At 50.6% G+C, this 22,991-nt stretch carries 22 protein-coding genes; 19 read left to right on the top strand and 3 right to left on the bottom strand.

Going from position 1 to position 22,991, the window contains the following annotated elements:
- Positions 1-40 precede the first annotated feature (40 nt).
- The 4 genes from QOX44_RS16745 to QOX44_RS16760 are packed head-to-tail and all read left to right on the top strand — an operon-like array spanning position 41 to position 4,903.
- The gene (locus QOX44_RS16745) at positions 41-730 is read left to right on the top strand and encodes an ABC transporter ATP-binding protein (RefSeq protein ID WP_283684859.1); all 690 of its coding nucleotides are present in this window, start codon (positions 41-43) and stop codon (positions 728-730) included.
- On the top strand, positions 714-3,236 hold the full coding sequence (locus QOX44_RS16750; RefSeq protein ID WP_283684860.1) for an ABC transporter permease: 2,523 nt from the start codon (positions 714-716) through the stop codon (positions 3,234-3,236). Before QOX44_RS16745 ends, QOX44_RS16750 begins: the two co-directional genes overlap by 17 nt.
- Positions 3,237-3,284: 48 nt before the next feature.
- Positions 3,285-3,965 carry a response regulator transcription factor gene (locus QOX44_RS16755; protein WP_283684862.1) on the top strand — a complete coding sequence of 227 codons (681 nt, stop codon included), beginning with the start codon at positions 3,285-3,287 and terminating at the stop codon, positions 3,963-3,965.
- Positions 3,962-4,903, top strand: a complete 942-nt coding sequence (locus QOX44_RS16760) for a sensor histidine kinase (RefSeq protein ID WP_283684863.1) — start codon at positions 3,962-3,964, stop codon at positions 4,901-4,903. Before QOX44_RS16755 ends, QOX44_RS16760 begins: the two co-directional genes overlap by 4 nt.
- A gap of 189 nt (positions 4,904-5,092) precedes the next feature.
- Here QOX44_RS16760 and QOX44_RS16765 read toward each other — a convergent pair whose 3' ends face one another.
- Positions 5,093-5,980 carry a LysR family transcriptional regulator gene (locus QOX44_RS16765; RefSeq protein ID WP_283684864.1) on the bottom strand — a complete coding sequence of 296 codons (888 nt, stop codon included), beginning with the start codon at positions 5,978-5,980 and terminating at the stop codon, positions 5,093-5,095.
- A gap of 152 nt (positions 5,981-6,132) precedes the next feature.
- On the opposite strand from QOX44_RS16765, the gene QOX44_RS16770 reads away from it, so the two are divergent.
- The 13 genes from QOX44_RS16770 (at position 6,133) to pfkB (ending at position 18,612) form a co-directional block, all read left to right on the top strand.
- The gene (locus QOX44_RS16770; RefSeq protein ID WP_283684866.1) at positions 6,133-6,819 is read left to right on the top strand and encodes a F0F1 ATP synthase subunit A; all 687 of its coding nucleotides are present in this window, start codon (positions 6,133-6,135) and stop codon (positions 6,817-6,819) included.
- Between the two features lie 154 nt (positions 6,820-6,973).
- Positions 6,974-7,198, top strand: a complete 225-nt coding sequence (atpE, locus tag QOX44_RS16775; RefSeq protein ID WP_176851668.1) for an ATP synthase F0 subunit C — start codon at positions 6,974-6,976, stop codon at positions 7,196-7,198.
- A 36-nt stretch (positions 7,199-7,234) separates the two neighbouring features.
- A complete protein-coding gene (locus QOX44_RS16780; RefSeq protein WP_283684869.1) occupies positions 7,235-7,732 on the top strand; it encodes an ATP synthase F0 subunit B in 498 nt (165 codons plus the stop codon).
- 15 nt (positions 7,733-7,747) lie between these two features.
- Positions 7,748-9,775, top strand: coding sequence for a F0F1 ATP synthase subunit alpha (gene atpA / locus QOX44_RS16785; RefSeq protein ID WP_283684870.1), 2,028 nt, complete (start codon positions 7,748-7,750; stop codon positions 9,773-9,775).
- Entirely contained in the window at positions 9,776-10,687 is a 912-nt protein-coding gene (gene atpG, locus QOX44_RS16790) for an ATP synthase F1 subunit gamma (protein WP_283684872.1), read from the top strand.
- On the top strand, positions 10,684-12,084 hold the full coding sequence (gene atpD, locus QOX44_RS16795) for a F0F1 ATP synthase subunit beta (protein ID WP_283684873.1): 1,401 nt from the start codon (positions 10,684-10,686) through the stop codon (positions 12,082-12,084). Before atpG ends, atpD begins: the two co-directional genes overlap by 4 nt.
- A gap of 58 nt (positions 12,085-12,142) precedes the next feature.
- Positions 12,143-12,559, top strand: coding sequence for an ATP synthase F1 subunit epsilon (gene atpC / locus QOX44_RS16800; RefSeq protein ID WP_283684874.1), 417 nt, complete (start codon positions 12,143-12,145; stop codon positions 12,557-12,559).
- A 223-nt stretch (positions 12,560-12,782) separates the two neighbouring features.
- On the top strand, positions 12,783-13,511 hold the full coding sequence (locus QOX44_RS16805) for a nitroreductase family protein (protein WP_283684875.1): 729 nt from the start codon (positions 12,783-12,785) through the stop codon (positions 13,509-13,511).
- Positions 13,512-13,587: 76 nt separating this feature from the next.
- Positions 13,588-14,373, top strand: a complete 786-nt coding sequence (udp, locus tag QOX44_RS16810; protein ID WP_283684876.1) for a uridine phosphorylase — start codon at positions 13,588-13,590, stop codon at positions 14,371-14,373.
- 88 nt (positions 14,374-14,461) lie between these two features.
- On the top strand, positions 14,462-14,938 hold the full coding sequence (locus QOX44_RS16815) for a cytidine deaminase (RefSeq protein ID WP_283684878.1): 477 nt from the start codon (positions 14,462-14,464) through the stop codon (positions 14,936-14,938).
- Between the two features lie 28 nt (positions 14,939-14,966).
- A complete protein-coding gene (locus QOX44_RS16820) occupies positions 14,967-16,154 on the top strand; it encodes a phosphopentomutase (RefSeq protein ID WP_283684880.1) in 1,188 nt (395 codons plus the stop codon).
- Between the two features lie 137 nt (positions 16,155-16,291).
- A complete protein-coding gene (locus QOX44_RS16825) occupies positions 16,292-17,635 on the top strand; it encodes an FAD-dependent oxidoreductase (RefSeq protein WP_283684882.1) in 1,344 nt (447 codons plus the stop codon).
- Positions 17,636-17,703: 68 nt separating this feature from the next.
- Positions 17,704-18,612 (top strand): 1-phosphofructokinase, encoded by a 909-nt coding sequence (gene pfkB, locus QOX44_RS16830; RefSeq protein ID WP_283684884.1) that lies wholly within the window; start codon positions 17,704-17,706, stop codon positions 18,610-18,612.
- Positions 18,613-18,648: 36 nt separating this feature from the next.
- Here the strand turns inward: pfkB and QOX44_RS16835 are convergent, their stop codons facing one another.
- The gene (locus tag QOX44_RS16835) at positions 18,649-19,980 is read right to left on the bottom strand and encodes an MATE family efflux transporter (protein WP_283684885.1); all 1,332 of its coding nucleotides are present in this window, start codon (positions 19,978-19,980) and stop codon (positions 18,649-18,651) included.
- A gap of 125 nt (positions 19,981-20,105) precedes the next feature.
- On the opposite strand from QOX44_RS16835, the gene QOX44_RS16840 reads away from it, so the two are divergent.
- Positions 20,106-20,951, top strand: a complete 846-nt coding sequence (locus QOX44_RS16840; protein ID WP_283684886.1) for a MerR family transcriptional regulator — start codon at positions 20,106-20,108, stop codon at positions 20,949-20,951.
- A 34-nt stretch (positions 20,952-20,985) separates the two neighbouring features.
- Positions 20,986-21,945 (top strand): D-2-hydroxyacid dehydrogenase, encoded by a 960-nt coding sequence (locus QOX44_RS16845; protein ID WP_283684889.1) that lies wholly within the window; start codon positions 20,986-20,988, stop codon positions 21,943-21,945.
- Positions 21,946-21,972: 27 nt separating this feature from the next.
- On the opposite strand, the gene QOX44_RS16850 is transcribed toward QOX44_RS16845, so the two are convergent.
- On the bottom strand, positions 21,973-22,626 hold the full coding sequence (locus QOX44_RS16850; RefSeq protein WP_283684887.1) for a Crp/Fnr family transcriptional regulator: 654 nt from the start codon (positions 22,624-22,626) through the stop codon (positions 21,973-21,975).
- Between the last annotated feature and the right edge of the window lie 365 nt (positions 22,627-22,991).

Raw genomic sequence — 22,991 nt, forward strand, 5'->3', positions numbered from 1 at the left:
CAGGCGGCAGGAAGACAGATGCTGGAGAAAGGAGATTGTTATGGCAATTTTGGAGACAATACATTTGAAGAAATATTATGGCTCAGGGGAGAATCTGGTAAAAGCAGTCGATGATATCAGTATTTCGGTGGAAGAAGGAGAGTTTGTGGCGATCGTGGGCACATCGGGATCGGGAAAAACCACGCTTTTGAATCTTCTGGGCGGTCTGGATTATGCAGACAGCGGAGAAGTGATCATCGCAGGGCAGTCACTTCTGCATATGAAGGATGAGGAACGCACCGTGTTTCGCAGGAGAAATATCGGATTTATTTTTCAGAATTATAATCTGGTCTCTATGCAAAATGTCTATAAGAACGTGGTACTTCCGATCCGTCTGGACGGGAACCGACCGGACGAAGCATTTATCAGTAAGATCCTGCGGCTTTTGGGGCTGACGGAGAAGATACACAACCGCCCCAATCAGCTCTCCGGGGGACAGCAGCAGAGGGTGGCGATCGCGCGGGCGCTGGCTTCCAAGCCGAAGATTGTTCTTGCCGATGAGCCGACAGGCAATCTGGATTCCAGAACCAGCGCAGAGGTCATGGGACTTTTGCAGATGACGAGCCGGGAATTTAATCAGACGATCCTTATGATCACGCATAATGAGGAGATCGCACAGCTGGCGGACCGCGTGATCCATCTGGAGGATGGAAAGATAGTGGGAGGTGACGGTGATGTTTCAAAATTCTAACCGGGAAGTACTGAAGGAGCTGGCAAAGGACAATTATGGCTCCCATAAAAGCAGAAACAGGATCGCGGTTCTGGCGATCACCCTGACGACTCTTCTGATCACAGCGATCTGGACCGTGGGCATCAGTTTTATTTCTACGATCAGCAACTACGGCGAGTCCGCGCCGGGACCAGGCTGCGAGGGCAGTATCACCGGCACGCCGGGGACGCTGGAGCAGCTGCGCGAACTGCCGCAGATCAAATGGGCAGATATGGTGAGACCGTGCAGTATGGCGGGGCTTCACAATGAGGAATTTGCAGGGATGGACGTACGGCTTTTAGCGCCGGATGAGACATATTTTGAGCATAATTTTGTCGAGCTGCTCGATGGCAGATTTGCGCAGAGCGCAGATGAGGTCGTGATCTCGGATACGATGGCAAAACGGCTGGGAGTTGATCCTGTCGTAGGAAGCCGGATTGAGCTGCTCGTGATGACCGGATCGGGAGAAGAGATGCAGGAGACGCCGATCTCTTTTACGATCACAGGGTATTATAAAAACCCGCTCATCAATATCAGTGACATCTATGATGAAATTTATACGGTTCCTGCATTTATAGAACAGTACAATCCGTCTGTGCAGGAGCAGGCTTCGCCGATCTACGTAAAGCTTGACAATTTGAATCCGCTTCTGATGAAGACAGATGTGATGGCGAAGCTGCAGGAGGCAAATGATCTGGTCGCAGGAAAGGGGATTGGAACGAAGCATACAAACAGTCTGCGTGAGGTACTCTTTGGCGTAGGACCTGCGCTTTTGCTAGTCCTGTTTATCGTTCTGAGCGGCTATTTCCTGATCTACAATGTGTTTTATATCTCCGTCTCATCGGATATCCGCTGGTTTGGTATGATGAAGACGCTCGGGACGACAGCAAAGCAGCTGAAAAAGGTGCTGATGCAGCAGATCCGCCGCCTGGCGCTGATCGGTATTGTGATCGGGAACGTCCTGGGCTATCTGCTCGGAAATCTGGTAGGCCCAAAGGTGATGGGGCAGACGATATACGGAATGTTTTATGAAGCGCCGAACGTGCTGGCAGTATGGATCCTGGGAGCTGTATTTTCCTGGTTTACAGTATATGTGAGCGCACTAAAATCCCTGAAGCTGGCATGCCGTATCTCTCCTGTAGAGGCGGCCAGATTTTCTCCGAAAAAAAAGAAAAATATATTTACGATCCTGTCGATCACACTGAGCGGTACAATCTTTCTGATCGTCTGCAATGTGACGCTGGGATTTTCCGTGGACCGCACGGTGGAACGCTATAATATGAAGGATGCGAAGATTTTTCATGATGCTGCGGAATGGAATCTGGAGGAGCCGTACCAGCCGATTTCGGATACGCTGCCGCAGGAGATCGCGCAGCTTCCTTTCGTGACGGGGGTAGAGGTGGTATATCATGCCAGGATAATGCCGGATTATAGTGAAACAGCAGTAGGAAGAATCTATTCGAGCTCAATGACAGACGTGGCTCTGGACGGCGCGCTGGAAACCGAAATGAATGTCTATGCAAACAGCAGCTCCTATATGGGAACGTACGGAGATCAGGATCTTTTGGGACAGGCAAAGAGCAATCGCTGGAGACTCGGCGTGGTGGGGATCCCGGCCGATATGATGGAACTGGAAATGCAGTATGCCGGCGTCTGTGAAGGGACACCGGACTGGGAGAAATTTGCAGCAGGAGAAGGGATCATCTGGGTATCTCCCGATATAGACAATGTGCTGGGAAAGGAATTTGAGGGCAGAGCGCAGGCGGGAGATGTAGTGACGGTCGGCTTTTACGATGACGAAGGCAACTGCACGAAAAAGGAGCTGACGATCCTGGGAGTGCTCACAGAGCCGAATATATATGGAAGAAGTGATTTCGGAAACGGAAATATCATCTTGTCGGATACACTGTTTTGTGAACTGTATCCGAACTATGAGGAGCGCATCAGCAGTATTGAGATCACCACACAGCAGGAGATTACGCCGGAGCAGCACCAGCAGCTTAATACACTTCTTTCTGCGCAGCATAACACGCAGCTCAACCTGGAATCGCGCAGCGCGACAAGAATGGCGATGAGTACACAGAAACAGACCTTTGAGCTGATTGGATTCCTGCTGGCAGGTCTGCTGGGGATGATCGGGATCTCGAATCTGGTCAATTCGATCACCTCTGACGTATTTGCCAGAAAGCTTGAGCTGGCGGCAATGCAGTCCATTGGTATGACGAAAAAGCAGATGTGGGCGATGCTGTTTACTGATACGATGAAATTTATGAGTGTTTCTGTAGCTCTGATGCTGGGTGTGGGAGGCGTGATGTCCTATCTGATCGCGCAGTCTTCGATCTTTACCGGATTTCATGCAGGACTGTTTCTTTTATCTGCCGCACTGCTGCTGTGTATGGTGACCGGGATCTGTGTCTTTATGACGTGGATGCTCGTAAGAGTGCTGAATCGGAAATCTATTGTTGAAAGATTGCGTGAAATTGAGTAAGATAGCTGTAATAGACAAAAAGCGATAGAGAGGAACTGTCACAATAACATGGATGCGAACATTCTGGTAGTAGAGGACGATGCGATGTTAAATGAGGGGATTGCGTACGCCCTCACGAAAAAAGGATACGAAGTGTACTGCGCAGCATCGCTTGCAGAGGCTTCGGAATATCTGAAGCAGCCGGTAGATCTGGTGGTCCTGGATATCAATCTGCCGGACGGAGACGGGAGGCTGTTTCTGAAACGTCTCCGGAAAAGTATCCAGACGCCGGTACTGCTGCTGACAGCCCGCGATGCGGAGACAGATATGCTCCAGGGCTTTGACGCAGGCTGTGATGATTATGTGACAAAACCGTTTTCTATGGCAGTGCTGCTTCGCAGGATCGAGGTGCTGCTAAAGCACTGCGGGAATGAGGACAGCCGGATGTACCGCTGCAAAAACCTGACGTATGAGTATGGAGAAAAGCGGCTGAAAAAGGCACAGCAGGAGATCCGGCTGACAGCCACGCAGATCCGGCTTCTGGAGGCATTTTTGTCGCACCCCAATCAGGTGCTCACAAGAGAGCAGCTTTTGGGCATGGTGTGGGATACGTATGAGAATTATGTGGACGAAAAAGCATTGAACGTCAATGTGCGAAGACTCCGGGAAAAGATCGAGGATGACCCCAGGGAGCCGGAGTATATCAAAACAGTTTTTGGCATTGGATATAAATGGAGTGACCGGCTATGAACCCGTGGATGATGACAGCGCTGTCTGCGGCAGTGGTTGTGCTGCTTGCAGCGCTTATTTTTGTATCATACCGCCTCTACAGGCTGAAAAAGCTCGCAAATAAGACGATGGAGCAGGTAGACGATATGCTGGAGCAGCTGCTTCTGGGACATAAGGTCACGTATTTTCCGCAAAATGAAGACTCTCTGCTGGGAAAATTCCAGACGCAGGCGGAGCGCCTTTATGAAGTCTATCACTCACATGAGCGAAGAGAGCAGCAGCTGCGGGCGCAGATCAGCAGCTCAGTCAGTGATCTTGTACACCAGATCAATACGCCGATCGCTAATATAAAAATGTACAGCGAATTTCTAAAGGATGGCGGACTTTCGCCGGAGGAGTATCAGCATTTTGCAGATAATCTGGAGAAACAGGCGCAGAAGCTTGGCTGGCTTGGGGAAAGCTTTTCGCGGCTCTCCCGGCTGGAGACAGGGATCATCAGCCTGCAGCCGAAGGTACAGCCCGTATTGCCGGCTCTCCTGTCTGCGATCGACCAGGTCTCTCCAAAGGCAGAGCAGCGCAGGAATGACATTTGCCTTACAGGAGATCAGAGGCTTGAGGCTTATCTGGATAAAAAGTGGACGGAGGAGGTCTTTTTCAATCTGCTCGATAACGCAGTCAAATACAGCGATCCGGGCAGCCCGATTCTTGTGGAGCTGCTTGCATATGAGACGTACATCCGTATCAATGTCTGCAGCCGGGGGATCAGGATCAAGAGGGAGGAATTCCCAAAGCTTTTCCAGAGATTTTACCGGGGAGCAGCTGCAAAGGATCAGGAGGGGATCGGCCTTGGCCTGTATCTGGCGCGGCAGATCGTAAAAGATGAACTGGGCTATATGAAAGGGGAAGCAGATGAGCAGCGTGGAAATGTATTTAGCGTCTTTCTGCGCAGAACTATCTAGCGGAAAAGAGGAGGCGACGTGCGGAGCCTGGGCACAGCATGATACAAAAGCGGGCAGACAAGTATGGTATAATAATCAAAAGAAAAAATGGCAACTTAAAATATGGTAAAAAATAAGCGTCAAAAAATAATAACGGGACTCCAGAAAATTAGTTGTATAACAGTTGTGGGTGGCTTTGGCCACCCCGTTTTATTTTTGCTTTAGCATTTTTTCAAATTCTTTTGCCGCGATATTCATTGGCCGGGAGGTATCCCGGACGAGACAGATGCTTCTGGCGGGAATTTCGCAGTCCAGTTTTATATGGAAGATTTCCCTGTTTTTTACAGCTTCTGCGGAGAAAACCTCTGCGAGAAAACCGAGGCCGAGGTCGTTTTTGATCATAGGAAGGATCTGGTCGATCACGGAGGCTTCGATCTCCGGGATCAGGGAGAGCCCGTGATCAAGAAAAAAGTGGTTGTAGAATTCGCGGGTCGCGGTCTGGGCATTCGGAAGAATGATCGGATAGTCCGGCAGGGCCTTCAGCTGCTGCGTCTGTTCGGCGAGCGCGGCAAAGCGGGGTCCGCCAAAGAGGCTCTCATGGATCTCCATCAGAGGAGTGGACTTTAACGGGCGGCGCACTGTCACCGGGGTGGTGATCAGGGCAAAATCAACGAGTCCCATTTTCAGGGAGGTGATTGCCTGGGTGGTCGTTACACTTGTGAGGTGGACGCGAATGCCGGGATACAGGGTGTGGAATTCCTTCAGGCGGGGGAGCAGAAGGGTATGCAGGGCAATCTCGCTTACGCCGATCGAGATGATTCCATGCTGCAGGCTTTTGGCATCTGCCAGCTCTGCCTCGGCAGCCTCAAGCTGACGCTGCGCCGCGGAAACCCGGCTGAAGAGGTACTGTCCCTCGGCAGTAAGGGTGACGCCGCGGTTGGATCGGATAAAGAGGCGGCAGCCCAGCTCGTTTTCGAGGTTGTTGATCGCGCGTGAGACATTTGGCTGGTTGCTGAGCAGGATGTTGGCAGCTTGCGTGAAGCTTTTATATTTGGCAACGTAATAGAAAATGCGGTAGTAATCGTAAGAAACACTCATAGTTCACCTCATGGTATGTCAAATTGATATATCAGAGTAATCGAAAATATATTTTACATATTGAATTAATGTGAGTATAATACAGCGGTGTCAAAAAAGCAAGAAAGAGAAGGCGCGCAAAGGAAGATTGCGCAGGGAAAGGAAGTGATGTGATGGAAACGCTGGCAGAAAATCTTCTCGAAGAGCTGACGTGTGAGGATGTATTTACGATCCCTGTTTTTGGCGGGATCGGCGTATCAGAGTCCACGGTGATGACATGGATCATCATGGCAGTTCTCGTACTGTTGTCTATCTGGCTGACGCACGGGATGCGTGTGACGAACATCAGCAAAAAGCAGGCGGCGGTCGAGGCAGCGGTGACGTGGATCAACAATTTCGTAGAAGATATGGTAGGAGAAGAAGGAAAGAAATATGTTCCTTATCTTGTAACAGTTCTGCTGTATGTCGCAACGGCGAATGTCATCGGGCTTGTCGGGGTGAAGCCGCCGACAAAGGATTTAAGTGTCACAGCGGCACTGGCGCTGATGAGTATCGTACTGATCGAGGCGGCAGGTATCCGACAGAGAGGTGTGAAAAAGTGGGCAAAAAGCTTTGCCGAGCCTATGGCAGTGATCGCTCCGATCAATGTGATGGAGGTATTTATCCGCCCGCTGTCATTATGTATGCGACTGTTCGGAAATGTACTTGGAGCATTTGTTATCATGGAGCTGATCAAGATGGTGATACCGGTCGGTGTACCGCTCGTGTTCAGTTTCTATTTTGATATTTTTGACGGACTGATCCAGGCGTACGTGTTTGTATTCCTTACCTCTTTGTTCCTCAAAGAGGCGATCGAGTAACAGGAAGCAAAAATCCGGGCAATACGAAAAAGAACCGCAGGAAACACCAGAACCAAAAGAAACAAAAGAACCACAGGGAACATCAGAAATACAGAAAAGCATAAAAACACATAACAGGTGTAAAATCAGGGATTAAGAAAAGGAGACGAAAAATATGAATACAATCATTGCAATCGGAGCAGGAATCGCAGCACTTACTGGTATCGGAGCAGGAATCGGTATCGGCATCGCAACAGGAAAGGCAACAGACGCAGTAGCAAGACAGCCGGAGGCAGACGGAAAGATCAGCAAGCTGCTCCTGATCGGTTGTGCAATGGCAGAGGGTACGGCGATCTTTGGCTTCGTAGTTGCGCTTTTGATCATTCTGTTTTTGGGCTGATGCAGGATTACATACTAAGAAAGGCAGGAAAAGACAGTGCTTCGGTTAGACTGGAATATTCTTTTTAATATCATCAACCTGCTGATTTTGTATCTGCTGATGAAACGGTTTCTGTTTAAGCCGGTGAATGAGATCCTGGCAAAACGTCAGGCAGAGGCGGACAGCAGATTTGCACAGGCAGATGCAAAGGAAGCGCAGGCAAAGGAAAGCTGTGAAAAATATGAGGCTCTGCTCCATGACGCGCAGAGTGAGAAGGATCGGATCGTGGCGGAAGCGCATACACAGGCGGGAAAAGAGTACGGACGCATTGTGGATGAGGCAAAGCGCACAGCAGACGGTATCGTAGAGAACGCAAAAGAGGATGCAAGAAAAGAAAAGAATGCAATGATGCAGCAGGCAGACGCACAGATCAGAGAAATGGTGATCACGGCAGCTGCGAAGGTGGCAGGAGAAGCATCTGGAAGCGACAGCGACAGAAAGCTGTACGACGCGTTCCTGGCAGCACAGGAAAAAGATGAGCATGAGACAAAGTGAAATGGAGTGTAGGGTATGTTGCAGGCAGTAGAAAAATATGCGCAGATGATGCGTCAGCTTGAGATCCCGCAGGATGTCCAGAAGCATACCGCTGATATTTTTGAGGCGGTACCGCAGGTTCTTGACGATCTGTCAGACCCGACTGTTGATGTACAGAAAAAGCATCGTGTGATCGACAGAGTATTTCCGATGGAGATCAGGGATTTTTTAAAGCTCCTCTGCGATAATGATAAGATTTCGATGTTTTCGGATATCTGTGAAGCGTACCGCACGCAGATTCCGCAGAAAAAAGAAAGTGTCCGGGCCGTACTGCGCTATGTGACAGAGCCGGACGAGAAGCAGCTTGAGGGGATCCGCCGGTTTGTCCGGGAAAAATACGATCCGCAGGAGCTGGATTTTACGATGGTGAAGGACGCCTCTTTGGGAGGAGGTTTTATACTTACGGTCGGGGGCGAGGAGTTTGACTGGTCCCGAAATGGCAGGATCCGTCAGATGCAGGAGCGGCTGGAGCAGGGCGTTTCGGCACATCCGCAGAGCCTTGACGGTATTATCTCAATCCTGAAAAGTGAGATTGAGGATTTTGATCTGGAAGCAAAGGAAAAGGAAGTCGGCGTTGTAAGCTGGGTCGGTGACGGTATCGCAAATATTGACGGGATCGATCATGCGATGTATGGCGAGATCGTCGTCTTTGATAATGGGATCAAGGGTATGGTACAGGATATCCGCCGCGACGAGGTGGCCTGTATTTTGTTTGGGCGCGATACAGGCATCCGCGAAGGCACGCGAGTGATGCGCACCGGAAAGAAGGCAGGTATCCCGGTAGGAGAAGCCTTCCTTGGCCGGGTGGTGGATCCCCTGGGAGCGCCGATCGACGGCGGCGGAGAGATCCGCGCTGCTTCGTATCTGCCAATGGAGGAGGAAGCTCCGGGGATCATTGAGCGTAAATCGGTCAGCGTACCGCTGGAGACAGGCATCCTTGCGATCGACTCGATGTTTCCAATCGGGCGCGGTCAGCGTGAGCTGATCATCGGTGACCGTCAGACAGGAAAGACGTCGATCGCTCTGGATACAATTCTGAACCAGAAGGGGAAGGACGTGATCTGTATCTATGCAGCGATCGGACAGAAGGCGTCAACGGTCGCAAAGCTGGTAAATACATTGAAAAAGTATGAAGCATTTGACTATACGATCGTTGTAGCAGCTACTGCGTCTGATCCGGCGCCGCTGCAGTATGTGGCTCCTTATGCGGCTACTGCCCTGGCAGAGTATTTTATGCGCGGCGGAAAAGATGTACTGATCGTTTATGATGATCTGTCCAAGCATGCAGTCGCATATCGTGCACTGTCACTTTTGCTGGAGCGTTCTCCGGGACGTGAGGCATATCCGGGCGATGTATTCTATCTGCATTCAAGACTTTTGGAGCGTTCCAGCCGGTTAAGTGATGAGGCGGGAGGCGGCTCGATCACAGCGCTTCCGATCATTGAGACGCAGGCAGGAGATGTTTCTGCCTATATTCCGACGAATGTGATTTCTATCACAGACGGACAGATCTTTTTGGAGAGCGACCTGTTCTTCTCCGGCATGCGCCCGGCAGTCAATGTGGGTCTGTCTGTATCGCGTGTCGGCGGAGCTGCGCAGACAAAGGCGATGAAAAAGGCGGCAGGAAGCATCAGGATCGATCTGGCACAGTACCGCGAGATGGAGGTCTTTACACAGTTTAGCTCGGATCTGGATCCGGCGACCAAAGAGATGCTGCAGTATGGAAGAGGACTGATGGAGCTTTTGAAGCAGCCGCTTGGAGCTCCGCTCACGATGGAAGAGCAGGTTGTTACTCTGTGTGCGGTGACAGGAAGGCTGCTGCTGGATATTCCGCTTTCTCAGATGAAGCGCTTCCAGAAGGAGATGCTTGCCTGGTTTTATACAGCAAAGCCGGAGATCATGAATGAGCTTGCGACCAGAAAAGAGCTGGGAGAGGAACTGAAAAACAGGATCCTTGAGGCAGCAAAGAGCTTCCGGGATCAGTGGCAGGAACAAGGTGAGTAAATGGCAAATACACGCGAGATTCAAAGCAGAATGAAGAGCATCCGCGATACAATGAAGATCACGAATGCCATGTATATGATCTCCTCGACGAAGCTGCGCAGAGCGCGCCGTGAGCTGGAGGAGACAGAGCCTTACTTTTATACGCTCCAGTCCATGCTCTCCCGTATTATCCGCCACGTCCCTAAGATGGAGCATCTGTATTTCGGAGACGGCAAGACAGCGCAGGCAAAGAAAAAAGGATTTCTCGTTGTGACCGGAGATAAGGGCATGGCGGGCGCCTACAATCACAATGTATTAAAGCTTGCGAAGGAGCAGATCGAGTCATGCGACAAATATGCGCTGGCAGTGGTCGGCGAGGTCGGACGGCAGTATTTTCACAGCCAGAAGATCGAGGTAGATGATCATTTTCTCTATACGGCACAGAATCCGACCATGCACCGGGCGCGGGAGATCGCGGCAAAGGCGCTTGCGCTTTATGAGACGCATGAAGTGGAAGAGGTCTGGATGATCTTTACGATGATGGTGAATGCGGTACAGACACAGACAAAAATGATGCGTCTGCTGCCGCTTTCCAAAGAGGATTTTAAGACTCCTGAGATTCCGGTGAATGTCTATCAGGAGGAATTCCGTTTTGAGCCTTCACCGGAGCAGGTACTTGACCACGTGGTGCCGAACTACGTTTCCGGATATATATACGGAGCGCTGATGGAATCCTACTGCAGTGAGCACAATGCCAGAATGACGGCGATGCAGGCTGCAAATGACAGTGCACAGGCAATGATCCGTGAGCTGTCGATCGAGTACAACCGTGTCCGCCAGGCAGCGATCACACAGGAGATCACAGAGGTAGTAAGCGGAGCAAAGGCACAGAAGAGAAAGCGTAAAAAGAAGGCGAAAGGAGCCGCAGTATGAATAAAGGAAAAATCGTGCAGGTGTTAGGGCCTGTTATCGATGTGGAATTTGAAAACGGCGACCTGCCGTTTATCAAGGATGCACTGGAAGTATACAAGGATGGAAAGCGGTGCGTAATGGAGGTAGCGCAGCATATCGGAGAAAATACGGTGCGCTGTATTATGCTGGCTTCCAGCGACGGACTGCATAAAGATATGGAAGTAACAGCGACCGGCTCTGGTATCCAGGTTCCGGTCGGAGAGAAGACACTGGGACGTCTCTTCAACGTGCTCGGCGATACGATCGATGGAGGGGAAGCGCTTAAAGATGAGGAGCACTGGTGTATCCACCGCGAAGCTCCCGGATTCGAAGAGCAAAGTCCCGTACAGGAGATGCTTGAGACAGGTATCAAGGTCATCGATCTGCTGGCGCCGTATGCGAAGGGCGGAAAGATCGGTCTGTTTGGCGGCGCCGGAGTGGGAAAAACGGTGCTGATTCAGGAGCTGATCCGGAATATCGCGACCGAGCATGGCGGCTATTCGATCTTTACAGGAGTCGGAGAGCGCTCCCGTGAAGGAAATGACCTGTGGAGTGAGATGAAGGAATCTGGCGTACTGGAAAAAACAGCGCTGGTGTTCGGGCAGATGAATGAGCCGCCTGGAGCGCGTATGCGCGTAGCGGAGACCGGTCTTACCATGGCAGAGTATTTCCGTGATGTACAGAACCAGAACGTACTTCTTTTTATTGACAATATTTTCCGATTTGTGCAGGCAGGCTCAGAGGTTTCGGCGCTGCTTGGACGTATGCCGTCTGCGGTAGGCTATCAGCCGACGCTTGCGACGGAGCTTGGCGAGCTGCAGGAGCGTATCGCTTCCACAAAGAATGGTTCCGTTACCTCCGTACAGGCAGTCTATGTGCCTGCGGATGACCTGACAGACCCGGCTCCGGCGACGACATTTGCGCATCTGGATGCGACGACCGTACTGTCCAGAAAAATCGTGGAGCAGGGAATCTATCCGGCAGTCGATCCGCTGGAATCCTCATCGAGGATCCTTGAGCCGGACGTCGTGGGTGAGGAGCACTACGAGACAGCCAGACGTGTACAGGAGATTTTGCAGAAGTATAAGGAACTGCAGGATATTATCGCGATCCTTGGTATGGATGAGCTTTCTGAGGAGGATAAGGTCACCGTATACCGTGCGCGTAAGATCCAGCGTTTCCTGTCGCAGCCGTTCCATGTGGCAGAGAACTTTACCGGAGTGCCGGGCAAATACGTGCCTGTCGCAGAGACGGTAAAGGGCTTCCGCGCGATCATAGACGGTGAAATGGATGACTACCCGGAGTCTGCTTTCTTCAATGTCGGCACGATCGAGGATGTCATTGAGAAAGCAAAGCAGATGGAAGCTGCGGATCAATAAGCAGTGGATCATACAGACAGATATTTCTCGGGCATCTTTTGGGAAGGAGCAAAGCAGCATGGCTGAATTTTATCTGAGGGTCGTGGCAAGCGACCGCGTGTTCTATAAAGGAACGTGCGAGATCGTTATCGTTCCGGGACTTGACGGCGAATGGGCATTTATGGCGCATCACGATAATATGATCGTGGCTGTGTCGCCGGGGCAGCTGCGTTTTAAACGGCCGGATGGGACATGGGAGACGGCGATAGTGGGCAGCGGGTTTGCCCAGGCAGCCAACAACCGCGTTACGGTCATTGTTGATACAGCAGAACGGCCGGAGGAGATCGACGAGGTGCGCGCCCGCGAGGCGCTTGCCCGTGCGAAGGAGGAGCTGCGCCAGAAACAGTCGATCCAGGAGTACCGTATTTCTCAGGCAACGCTTGCAAGAGCAATGTCAAGATTAAAGGGAAGAAGAGACGGGACGATAAATATATAGAAGCACAGCAGCTTCAGAAAAAGGAAATCTCTGTTTCCGATCACTGCATCCGATGGCGGACAGTGCGGAGACGGAGATTTTTTATGTACCGGTACTATAGAATTGCCTGAAAAAATATGATAGAGTATTCGGTATAACAGAACGCTTTACAGATCAAAACGCACAGCGCGACAGATTTTGTGGGCATGGCAAAAGGAAGCTATTGGATGGAGGAGGATTTTAAATGAATGAGATGATCAGGCAGCTGTTTGAGCGCAGGTCCGTCCGTGTATTTGAGGACCGGAGGATCGACCCGAAGGACAAGGCGCTGATCCTGGAGGCAGCGGCAATGGCGCCTACTGCGGGAAATCAGCAGCTTTATACCATACTGGATATTACAGATCCATCTTTGAAGGAGGAGCTGGTAAAGACATGCGACAACCAGCCGTTCATCGCAAAAGCGCAGATGGTGCTCATTTTCTGTGCAGACTGTCAGAAATGGTACGATGCGTTTGGGGATGCGGGCTGTGCCCCGAGAAAGCCGGGAGCCGGCGACCTGATGCTCGCGGTGACGGACGCGGCGATCGCGGCGCAGAATGCGGTGACGGCAGCGTGGAGTCTGGGGATCGGCTCCTGTTATATCGGAGATGTGATGGAAAACTGTGAAACACAGCGCAGGCTGCTGCATCTTTCGCCGTATGTATTTCCGGCTGTGATGCTTGTGTTCGGCTATCCTACGCAGCAGCAAAAGGACAGGCAGAAGCCGCAGCGGACGGATCAGAAGTATATCGTACATGAGAACGGATATCGCTGTATGGACAGGGCAGAGCGAAAAGAGATGTTTTCTCAAAAGGCAGGACAGAAGCCGTACGAGGAGTGGATGAAGGCGTTTTGTGACAGAAAGTACAATTCAGACTTTTCAAAAGAAATGACGCGGTCGGTGGATAAATATCTGGAAGCATTTCAGTCGTGAGGGTGTGTTGTATTTGCTTACGGATGGTAGTATGATAGGGATATAGCAGATTACTGCATTGGAGGAGGTGTGTTGTATGCAGAATTATTCAGGTGAGATCGGTCTGCAGTATCATGTGCAGCTTAGAAAAGGAGACGTAGGACGCTATGTGATCCTTCCAGGGGATCCGAAGCGGTGTGAAAAAATTGCCAGTCGGTTTGAGGATGCCCGGCTGGTCGCAGACAGTCGTGAATTTGTGACGTATACAGGGTATCTTGACGGGGAAAAGGTGAGCGTTACCTCGACCGGGATCGGAGGCCCTTCAGCGTCTATTGCTCTGGAAGAGCTGGCAAACTGCGGAGCAGATACTTTTATCCGTGTAGGGACCTGCGGAGGCATGGATCTTGAAGTCAGGGGCGGGGATCTTGTCATTGCGACAGGAGCGATCCGCATGGAGGGTACGAGCAGAGAATATGCGCCGATCGAATATCCGGCAGTGCCGGACCTTGCAGTGACAAACGCACTTGTAGAGGCGGCAGAAGCATGCGGCTATTGCTTCCATACGGGAGTAGTCCAGTGCAAGGATTCCTTCTACGGACAGCATGAACCGGAAACAAAACCGGCGGGGTACGAGCTGACAGATAAATGGCAGGCATGGCTGCGCATGGGCTGTAAGGCGTCTGAGATGGAGTCTGCGGCGCTGTTTATCGTAGCGGGATACCGGAGAGTGAGATGCGGTTCGATTTTTCTGGCGATCGGTAATCAGGAGCGCGACCGTGCCGGCATGGAAAATCCGATCGTGCATGATACACAGGCAGCGATCACAAGCGCAGTAGAGGCGCTGCGCATCCTGATACGAAGAGACAAAGAAAAGAGACAATAACAAAAATGTTTTTCTGGAAGTGAAATACACAAAGGTCTGGAGCAGCTGAGATAAGAAAAGCCTTTTTGGAGATGGAGGGATGCACGATATGGCGGAAAAATGCGATATGACAGAGAACCAGGGAAAAGAATTGACGCAGGAGCAGAAGCGGGAACTCGTAGAGCTGGCGTTAAAGGCAAGAGCGTTTTCGTATGCTCCATATTCCGGTTTTTCTGTGGGAGCGGCGCTTCTGGCAAAGGATGGACGTATTTTTACAGGCTGCAATGTGGAAAATGCGTCTTACGGAGCTACGAACTGCGCAGAGAGAACAGCGGTGTTCAAGGCAGTTTCCGAGGGAGCCAGAGCATTTGCGGCAATCGCTATTGCAGGGGGAGCACAGGACGCATCCGCGGATCAGATCGCATCGCCGTGCGGGATATGCCGTCAGGTGCTTGCAGAATTTTGTGAACCGCAGGAGTTTCTTGTCTTACTTGGAAAAGACAATCTGACGTGGGAGGAGTATACACTGGAGGAGCTGCTTCCACTTAGCTTTTCCGGGCAGGATCTAAATGACAGGCATCTTTAGACAGTATCAGAAAGGGTGGAGTAGTCATATGCGTTACAAACGGATTTTTACGATTGTGATAGATTCTCTTGGCATCGGCTATATGCCAGACGCTGACCAGTATGGTGATAAGGGAGCAGATACACTGGGACATATCGCACAGCACAGGGAAAATTTTCAGATCCCGAATCTGACAAAGCTGGGACTTGCGAATCTGTGTGATCTGAAAGGCATAGCTGCGGTGGAGCATCCGGCAGGATATTATGCAAAGCTTCGGGAGCGCAGCAGTGGTAAGGATACTATGACAGGCCACTGGGAGATCATGGGACTGTATGTGACAAAGCCATTTCAGACCTTCAGTGAGCACGGTTTCCCGAAGGAGCTGATCGCAGAGCTTGAGCGGCGTACAGGCAGACAGGTGATCGGAAATAAAAGCATCAGTGGGACAACGATACTGGATGAGCTCGGGGAGGAAGAGATCAATCATGGGAAGCTGATCGTATATACTTCAGCAGATTCTGTTTTGCAGATCTGCGGCAACGAGGAGACGATGGGGTTGGAGACACTGTATCATTACTGTGAGATCGCGCGGGAGCTGACGATGCGGGACGAGTGGAAGGTAGGCAGAGTCATTGCGCGCCCATACACAGGGCGCAGAAAAGGTGAATTTAAGCGAACGGCAAACCGCCATGATTATGCACTGAAGCCGTTCGGGAAAACAGTGCTTAACGCATTGAAGGATCATGGGTTTGAGGTGATCTCTGTCGGAAAGATTTTTGATATTTTTGATGGCGAGGGGCTGACACAGTCCAACAAATCAAAGAGTTCCGTACACGGGATGGAGCAGACGATCGAGATCGCAGGACGTGATTTTACCGGGCTTTGCTTTACAAATCTTGTAGATTTTGATGCGCTGTGGGGTCACCGCAGAGACGTGCAGGGATATGCAATGGAACTGGAGCGCTTTGATGTGCTGCTTGGCAGACTGATGGATACGCTGCAGGAGGATGATCTGCTGATACTGACAGCAGACCACGGGAATGATCCGATGTATACAGGTACGGACCATACGCGGGAAAAGGTGCCGTTCCTCGCCTGGTCACCCTCTATGAAAGGCAGCGGTCCTCTTCCCGAGCAGGATTGTTTTGCAGTAGTCGGAGCAACGATCGCGGACAATTTCGGGGTGGAGATGCCGCAGGGTTGCATCGGGACCTCACTGCTCAGTCAGCTGCGATAAATGCTTTTGTACCGTGTCAGATATGGATTACAGATGAATAAAACATCGGTTTTGGGACAGACTGAATACAGAAGTTATTTGCAGATAGAATCCCGGGCAGCTGCGAAAGCTGTGCCGGGATTTTTTGGAGGAAAGATATGTCCCAGTCACTTTGGAGAGAGTTTGATTATGAGAAAAGAGGGCTGCCGCAGTTTCCGAAGCTGCAAGGCAGACATAAGACAGACGTTTTGATCATTGGAGGAGGATTATGCGGCGTTTTATGCGCGTGGTTTCTGGAGCAGGCAGGCGTAGACTATATGCTTGTAGAGGCAGACACGATCGGGAGTGGTATGACAGGAAACACGACCGCAAAACTCACTTCGCAGCATAATCTGATCTATGGCAAGCTGCTGCATCTGGTCGGGAAAGAGAGGGCTGCACAGTATCTGCGCGCGAATGAGGAAGCTCTTTCGCAGTATCGGATCCTTGCAGAGATGGTCGACTGTGATTTTGAAGAAAAGGACGCTTTTGTGTATACAAGGTCAGACAGGAAAAAAATAGAGGATGAGGTGGAGGCAGTCAATGCGCTTGGATTTTCTACTGATTTCAGAGAGACGCTTGCGCTGCCATTTCCGATTAAGGGGGCGATCTGTTTTCCGGGGCAGGCGCAGTTTCATCCGATGAAGTTTCTGACAGGTATTGCAAAAGGACTGAATATATACGAGCATACATTTGTTCAGGAATTGGCGCCGCATACGGCATATATTGGAGCTGAACCTGGGGAAGAGCGAGGGGAAATCTGTGCGGATCAGATCATTGTTGCCACGCATTTTCCTTTTTTGAATAAGCATGGCGGCTATTTTCTGAAGCTGTATCAGCACAGATCTTATGTGCTTGGTCTGGAAGGCGCACAGGAGGTCGCGGGGATGTATCTGGATGAATCCCAGGAGGGACTTTCTTTTCGGAATTATGGAAATCTGTTGTTGCTTGGGGGCGGGAGCCACCGTACCGGAGCGCAGGGAGGCGGGTGGCAGGAGCTGCGCCGTTTTGCGAATCAGTATTATGCGGGAGCGAAGGAGAAGTACGCATGGGCGGCGCAGGATTGTATGAGCCTGGATGGCATCCCCTATATTGGAGCGTATTCGCGCAGGACGGCCGGGCTGTATGTGGCGTCCGGGTTTGGTAAATGGGGAATGACGTCTTCCATGGTGGCTGCAAAAATGCTTTGCGATCTGGTGACTGGAAAGGAACCGCAATACCGACAGCTGTACGATCCGGCGAGGCGCATGAAGAAATCGCAGCTTTTTTTAAACGGAACGCAGGCTGCCGTTCATCTGCTCACCCCATCTTTGCGCAGATGTCCGCATCTTGGATGTGCACTCAAGTGGAATCCACAGGAGCACTCCTGGGACTGTCCCTGTCATGGTTCCCGTTTTGAGGAGGATGGAATGCTGATCGATAATCCGGCGACAGGTGATGCGGCGTCACTTGGACGGGATTGATTTTGAACATATTCGGGGCTATACTGTGCTGGAAGAAAACAGAAATGGATAAAGGCAGGAGGAAGCGTATGATTTATACAGTCACATGCAATCCCTCACTGGACTACGTAGTGTCGGTGCAGGGTTTTCAGACCGGATGTACGAACCGGACGCAGTCGGAGAAGCTGTTTGCAGGCGGCAAGGGGATCAATGTATCGCTGGTTTTGAAAAATATGGGAATAGAAAGTACAGCTCTGGGATTTGTAGCGGGATTTACCGGAGAGGAAATCGTGCGGAGGCTGGAGAAGATTGGAGTGAAGAATGATTTTATCTGGCTGGAAGAGGGATTCAGCAGGATTAATGTGAAGCTGAAAGCTATGGACGATACAGAGATCAATGGTCAGGGACCGCAGATTGATGAGGAAAAGACAGAACTTTTGCTGCGCCGCCTTGATGGGGTGGGCAGGGGAGACGTGCTGTTTCTGTCGGGCAGTATTCCGGCTTCGATGCCGGATGATACATATGAGAGGATCATGCGCAGGCTGGACGGCACAGGCGCGGCAGTCGTGGTGGATGCGACGAAGGCGCTTCTGATGAATGTGCTGAAATACCGTCCGTTTCTGATCAAGCCAAATCACCAGGAGCTGGGGGAGATCTTTGGCGTTCGTCTGGAGTCACGGGAAGATGTCATCCCTTATGGAAAAAAGCTGCAGGAGGCAGGGGCGCAGAATGTGCTCATATCGCTGGCGGGAGAAGGAGCAGTGCTGATCGCGGCAGACGGAGAGCTTTACAGCGCTTTGGCGCCGGAGGGAAAGCTGATCAATGCGGTAGGAGCCGGAGATTCGATGGTAGCAGGGTTTATGGCAGGCTGGCTTTCCTCAGGAGATTACAAATATGCTTTTGATATGGGACTGGCAGCGGGAAGTGCCAGCGCCTTTTCCGAGAAGCTGGCGACAGGGGAAGAGATTGCCGCGGTATACAGCCAGATGAAAAGATAAGAAGCAAAGAAGACAAAAAGCAAAGAAGATAAAAAGCTAAGACGCGGTGAAATATCGTTTCCACCGTGTCTTTATCATATACAGGGACAAAAACAGGGTCATAAACTCGGCAACCGGAACTGCCAGCCATACACCTGTCACACCGATCAGCTTTGGGAGCACCAGGATATTTACGACAATGAAACAGAAGGTGCGCATGAAAGAGATCGCTGCGGAGACAGGACCATTATTTAAGGAAGTGAACATTGCGGAAGAAAAGATGTTCAGTCCTGCAAACAGGTAGTTAAAGGAAAACAGGAAAAAGCCCGTTTTTGCGATCTCATACGTTTCGGTAGAGGCAGGTGTAAAGATCCCGACAATAGCAGGCGAGGCGATCAGGGCTACGGCTGTGATCACGGCGGAAGAGACGGTGATAAAGGTCAGACAGATGCGCACAACGCGGCGCAGCAGAGGCAGATTTTTGCAGCCGTAGTTGTAGCTGATGACGGGTCCCACCCCCATCGAGAAGCCCATGTAGAGCGCATTGAATAAAAACTGTCCGTACAGTACGATCGTGATCGCGGCCACGCCCGGTTCTCCGAGCAGCTGAAGCATGATGCTGTTGAACAAAAAGGTGATAACGGCGTTTGAGATGTTTGTGACCATCTCTGATGAGCCGTTGGAACAGCTTAAAAACAGTGTGCCCTTATGCAGTACGGGACTTACGATATATAGATGTCTGCGCACAAAGGTAAAATACAGCAGACCTGCAACCGCAGGGATCATCTGTCCCATCCCGGTGGCGATCGCCGCTCCGGCAATGCCCATCTCAAGCGGTCCCATGAATATGTAGTCAAAGACTATATTAAAGACGCCGCCTGCACAGATAAGCGCAAGGCCATATCCGGGCTTTCCTGCCGTCACAAAAAACGTCTGGAAGAAAAGCTGCAGGATACAGGCCGGCGCAAAGAAAAGCGCGATCCTCAGATAGGTCATACTGTCGTCCAGGAGAAGGTCCGTCGCGCCGAGCAGGCGGACAAGCGGCTCCAGAAACACAAGCCCGACAACCATCAGACCGACTCCGGCAAGGATACCTGTGATGAGCAGCGCCGAGAAATCCTCGCGGGCTTCTGATTCCCTGCCCTCTCCGAGCTTTTTGGCAACAAGAGCGCTCCCGCCGGTCGAGAGCATGACGCCGCATGCGATGATCAGGTTAATGACGGGATAGACGATATTCGTAGAGGACAGCGCATGGCTTCCCACAAGGCGCGAAATAAAAATACCGTCCACGATCGTATAAAGCGACATAAACAGCATCATGATCATAGTAGGAAAAGCAAAGCGCAGCAGCGAAAAAAAACGGAAATTTTTAGCAATCGAATTTGCCATACTATAATACCTCCTTAAAACGATATTGTATCAGACACAGCATTTCTGTAAAAAGGAATGCTTGTCATAGCTGCAGAAGATATGATAAAGTATAGGGTAACACGATAGTCAAGGAGAAAATTTTCATGCAGAAGACGAGGTATTTGACAACGGGAGAATTCGCAAAGCTGGTGGGCGTGACGAAACACACGCTGTTTCATTATGATCAGATCGGACTGTTTCAGCCGGAGTTTACAGCAGAGAACGAATACCGTTATTATACGATGGATCAGCTGGATGTATTTGACATTATCTATACGCTCAGGGATCTTGGCATGCCGCTTCGTCAGATACGGGAATATCTCTCTGAACGCACGCCGCAGTCACTGTCGGAGCTTTTGAAGGAGGAGGACCGGATACTCAGAGAACGTATCCGAAATCTGAAAAATAAAAGAGAGTGGATACGGAAAAAAGCTGAGTTCTTAGAGACGGCCATGCACACAGATACGGATCAGGCGGGGATCGTTTATCTGCCGGAAAAGTACTATATCAGCCGCCGCATATTGCAGAATGATGAGCGCCTTTGGGCGATTGCCTCCGGGGAGCTGTTGGAAGAATGTGAGAAGCACGGGCTTTGCAATGTGTACGGATTTGGTTACCGGCAGGAGCTGTCTGCCATCCTTGCGCAGCAGTATGATCAGTATGACGCGGTGTATCTGATGTTTGATGAAAAGCCGAAGGGGATCGACTATACGGTGAGAGAAGAAGGCCTTTACGTGACCGCATACCACACAGGGCACTGGACAACGATCGGGGAGGCATATCAGAGGCTTTTAGACTGCGCCGCAGAGCAGGGGGTCACGCTGAAGGGACCATGCTATGAGGATTTCCTGTTTGACGGGCTGACGAAAAAACGTCAGGAAGAGTACGTGACGCGGATCATATGCAGGGGATCGCGGGAAGTGGAAAAAAATGAAAGTGATCGAAAATAGGATTCGCAGCGATCAGGAAAAGGAGGATCAGATTTTGAAAATCGTATTTTTGGAGGCGGACAGCCTCGGGACAGACATGAACCTGGAACAGTTTTCAAAGCTGGGAGAAGTGGTCATTTACGGTGAGACAACGCCCGGACAGGTTCCGGAGCGCATTGCGCAGGCAGATGCGGTGATTGTAAACAAGCTGATGATGGATGAATCGGCGCTTCAGGGAGCATTGTCCCTGAAATATATCGGACTTACAGCCACAGGCACGAATAACATAGACTTTGCCTATACAAAGAAGAGGGGCATCTGCGTGACGAATGTAGCGGGATATTCTACAGATACAGTAGCGCAGCATACATTTGCAATGACGCTGTACCTTCTGGAGCATCTGCGGTATTATGATGAATATGTAAAAAGCGGGGCATATGTAGCAAGCAGATTCTTTTGCCACATGGACAGGCGTTTTCATGAGCTGAAAGGAAAGACCTGGGGGATTGTGGGACTGGGAGCGATCGGAAGGAAAGTAGCGCAGATCGCAAAAGCGTTTGGATGCAGAGTCATTTATTATTCAGCTTCCGGGGCAAAAAGGCAGGAAGGGTACCAGCAGGTGGATTTTGAGACGCTGCTGGAAGAGTCGGATATCCTGTCTGTGCATGCTCCGCTCACAGTGAAAACGCACCATCTGATGGATTATGCAGCATTTTGCAGGATGAAACCGTCTGCTGTTTTTATCAATGCGGGAAGAGGACCGATTGTTGATGAAGAAGGACTGTGCCGGGCATTAAAGGAAAAAGAGATCGCGGCGGCCGGCCTCGATGTGCTGGAGGTCGAGCCGATGGATGAAAAGAATCCGCTGCGTGCACTTGCCGGGTGCGATAATCTGCTGATCACGCCGCATATTGCCTGGGCAGCAGTAGAAGCAAGAACGCGGCTTTTAGACGAAGTGTGGGAAAATATTGCCGCTTTTCAAAAGGGACAGGAGCGCAACGTCTGCACACAGTGAAAGCACAGTGTGCTTTGTCAGATGATACTACGCGAGCTCCTGCAGCTTCTTCCGGTCAGTAAGTTCAACTGTGCCGCGCGTCAGGCATACCATGCCCTCAGACTGAAAATAGCGCAGCATCCTTGTCACGACCTCACGGGCAGTGCCAAGATGCGCGGCAATCCTTTCGTGTGTGATCTTTAATATATCGGTCTGTTCTACCGCGCTTTCTTCGACTAAAAAGGCTGCCAGACGCCTGTCAAAGCTTTTCCACATGATCTGTTCGATCAGCCACATGGCCTCTGAAAAATGAGATGCCATAAGCTCATTTGTATAGTTGGCTATGGGAAGAGAGGTGTCCATAAGCTTCCGGTATACAGAAGAAGGAATAAGCAGCAGCTCAGAGTCCTTTTCTGCTTCGATAGTAATCTCAAACTGAATGCTTGACATCATGCAGGAGGCAGAAAACAGACATATATCGTGTTCGAACAGCCGGTATATAGTAATCTCCCGCCCCTCTTCAGAAGCAAGGAAAGCACGCAGCTGTCCCGAAATAATAAGAAACAGTCCTTCACAGGTCGAAGAGCCATTGTGAAGCAGTGTACCCTTCTCTACATGCCGCCTCTGGAGCGCATGATTTAATGTTGCCTGTTCAGCGGCAGTCAGCCGGTCCCATATCGGGAAATAATCCTTTAATGTCATGTGAAGCCTCCGTGAAAGCACATTTTGTAACGTGCAGATAAAAGAAACTATATGCCAGTAAGCATCAATTACCAGTATCTTATAACAATTGCAGATAAAATGCAAATGGTTATACGTGCATATCCAAAATGAAAAAACGTGCTGTTAATTGCAGCTTCCTGTGTTAAAATAAGCATAGCGTCAGTGGACAAGGGGCAACACGCCTCACGCCATGTAATTTCGCGTATTTTCTACGTTATCCGGGAGTTTGACAGTTGAATATCGGAAAAAGTACTCACAGGTCGCATAAAACCTGCTTTTTTTATGTCAATTTTTTTGATTTTATATCTGTTATTTTATGTTATTGTATGATATAATAAGGGAGG

Origin of the sequence: Parablautia sp. Marseille-Q6255, assembly GCF_951230155.1 — a bacterium.
In the GTDB taxonomy this organism is placed as follows: domain Bacteria; phylum Bacillota; class Clostridia; order Lachnospirales; family Lachnospiraceae; genus Choladousia.

Bases quoted from the DNA above. Each gene is read 5' to 3' on its own strand.
- QOX44_RS16745 (WP_283684859.1), top strand. From the start codon at position 41: ATGGCAATTTTGGAGACAATACATTTGAAGAAATATTATGGCTCAGGG.
- QOX44_RS16750 (WP_283684860.1), top strand. From the start codon at position 714: ATGTTTCAAAATTCTAACCGGGAAGTACTGAAGGAGCTGGCAAAGGAC.
- QOX44_RS16755 (WP_283684862.1), top strand. From the start codon at position 3,285: ATGGATGCGAACATTCTGGTAGTAGAGGACGATGCGATGTTAAATGAG.
- QOX44_RS16760 (WP_283684863.1), top strand. From the start codon at position 3,962: ATGAACCCGTGGATGATGACAGCGCTGTCTGCGGCAGTGGTTGTGCTG.
- QOX44_RS16765 (WP_283684864.1), bottom strand. From the start codon at position 5,980: ATGAGTGTTTCTTACGATTACTACCGCATTTTCTATTACGTTGCCAAA.
- QOX44_RS16770 (WP_283684866.1), top strand. From the start codon at position 6,133: ATGGAAACGCTGGCAGAAAATCTTCTCGAAGAGCTGACGTGTGAGGAT.
- atpE (WP_176851668.1), top strand. From the start codon at position 6,974: ATGAATACAATCATTGCAATCGGAGCAGGAATCGCAGCACTTACTGGT.
- atpA (WP_283684870.1), top strand. From the start codon at position 7,748: ATGTTGCAGGCAGTAGAAAAATATGCGCAGATGATGCGTCAGCTTGAG.
- atpG (WP_283684872.1), top strand. From the start codon at position 9,776: ATGGCAAATACACGCGAGATTCAAAGCAGAATGAAGAGCATCCGCGAT.
- atpD (WP_283684873.1), top strand. From the start codon at position 10,684: ATGAATAAAGGAAAAATCGTGCAGGTGTTAGGGCCTGTTATCGATGTG.
- atpC (WP_283684874.1), top strand. From the start codon at position 12,143: ATGGCTGAATTTTATCTGAGGGTCGTGGCAAGCGACCGCGTGTTCTAT.
- QOX44_RS16805 (WP_283684875.1), top strand. From the start codon at position 12,783: ATGAATGAGATGATCAGGCAGCTGTTTGAGCGCAGGTCCGTCCGTGTA.
- udp (WP_283684876.1), top strand. From the start codon at position 13,588: ATGCAGAATTATTCAGGTGAGATCGGTCTGCAGTATCATGTGCAGCTT.
- QOX44_RS16815 (WP_283684878.1), top strand. From the start codon at position 14,462: ATGGCGGAAAAATGCGATATGACAGAGAACCAGGGAAAAGAATTGACG.
- QOX44_RS16820 (WP_283684880.1), top strand. From the start codon at position 14,967: ATGCGTTACAAACGGATTTTTACGATTGTGATAGATTCTCTTGGCATC.
- QOX44_RS16825 (WP_283684882.1), top strand. From the start codon at position 16,292: ATGTCCCAGTCACTTTGGAGAGAGTTTGATTATGAGAAAAGAGGGCTG.
- pfkB (WP_283684884.1), top strand. From the start codon at position 17,704: ATGATTTATACAGTCACATGCAATCCCTCACTGGACTACGTAGTGTCG.
- QOX44_RS16835 (WP_283684885.1), bottom strand. From the start codon at position 19,980: ATGGCAAATTCGATTGCTAAAAATTTCCGTTTTTTTTCGCTGCTGCGC.
- QOX44_RS16840 (WP_283684886.1), top strand. From the start codon at position 20,106: ATGCAGAAGACGAGGTATTTGACAACGGGAGAATTCGCAAAGCTGGTG.
- QOX44_RS16850 (WP_283684887.1), bottom strand. From the start codon at position 22,626: ATGACATTAAAGGATTATTTCCCGATATGGGACCGGCTGACTGCCGCT.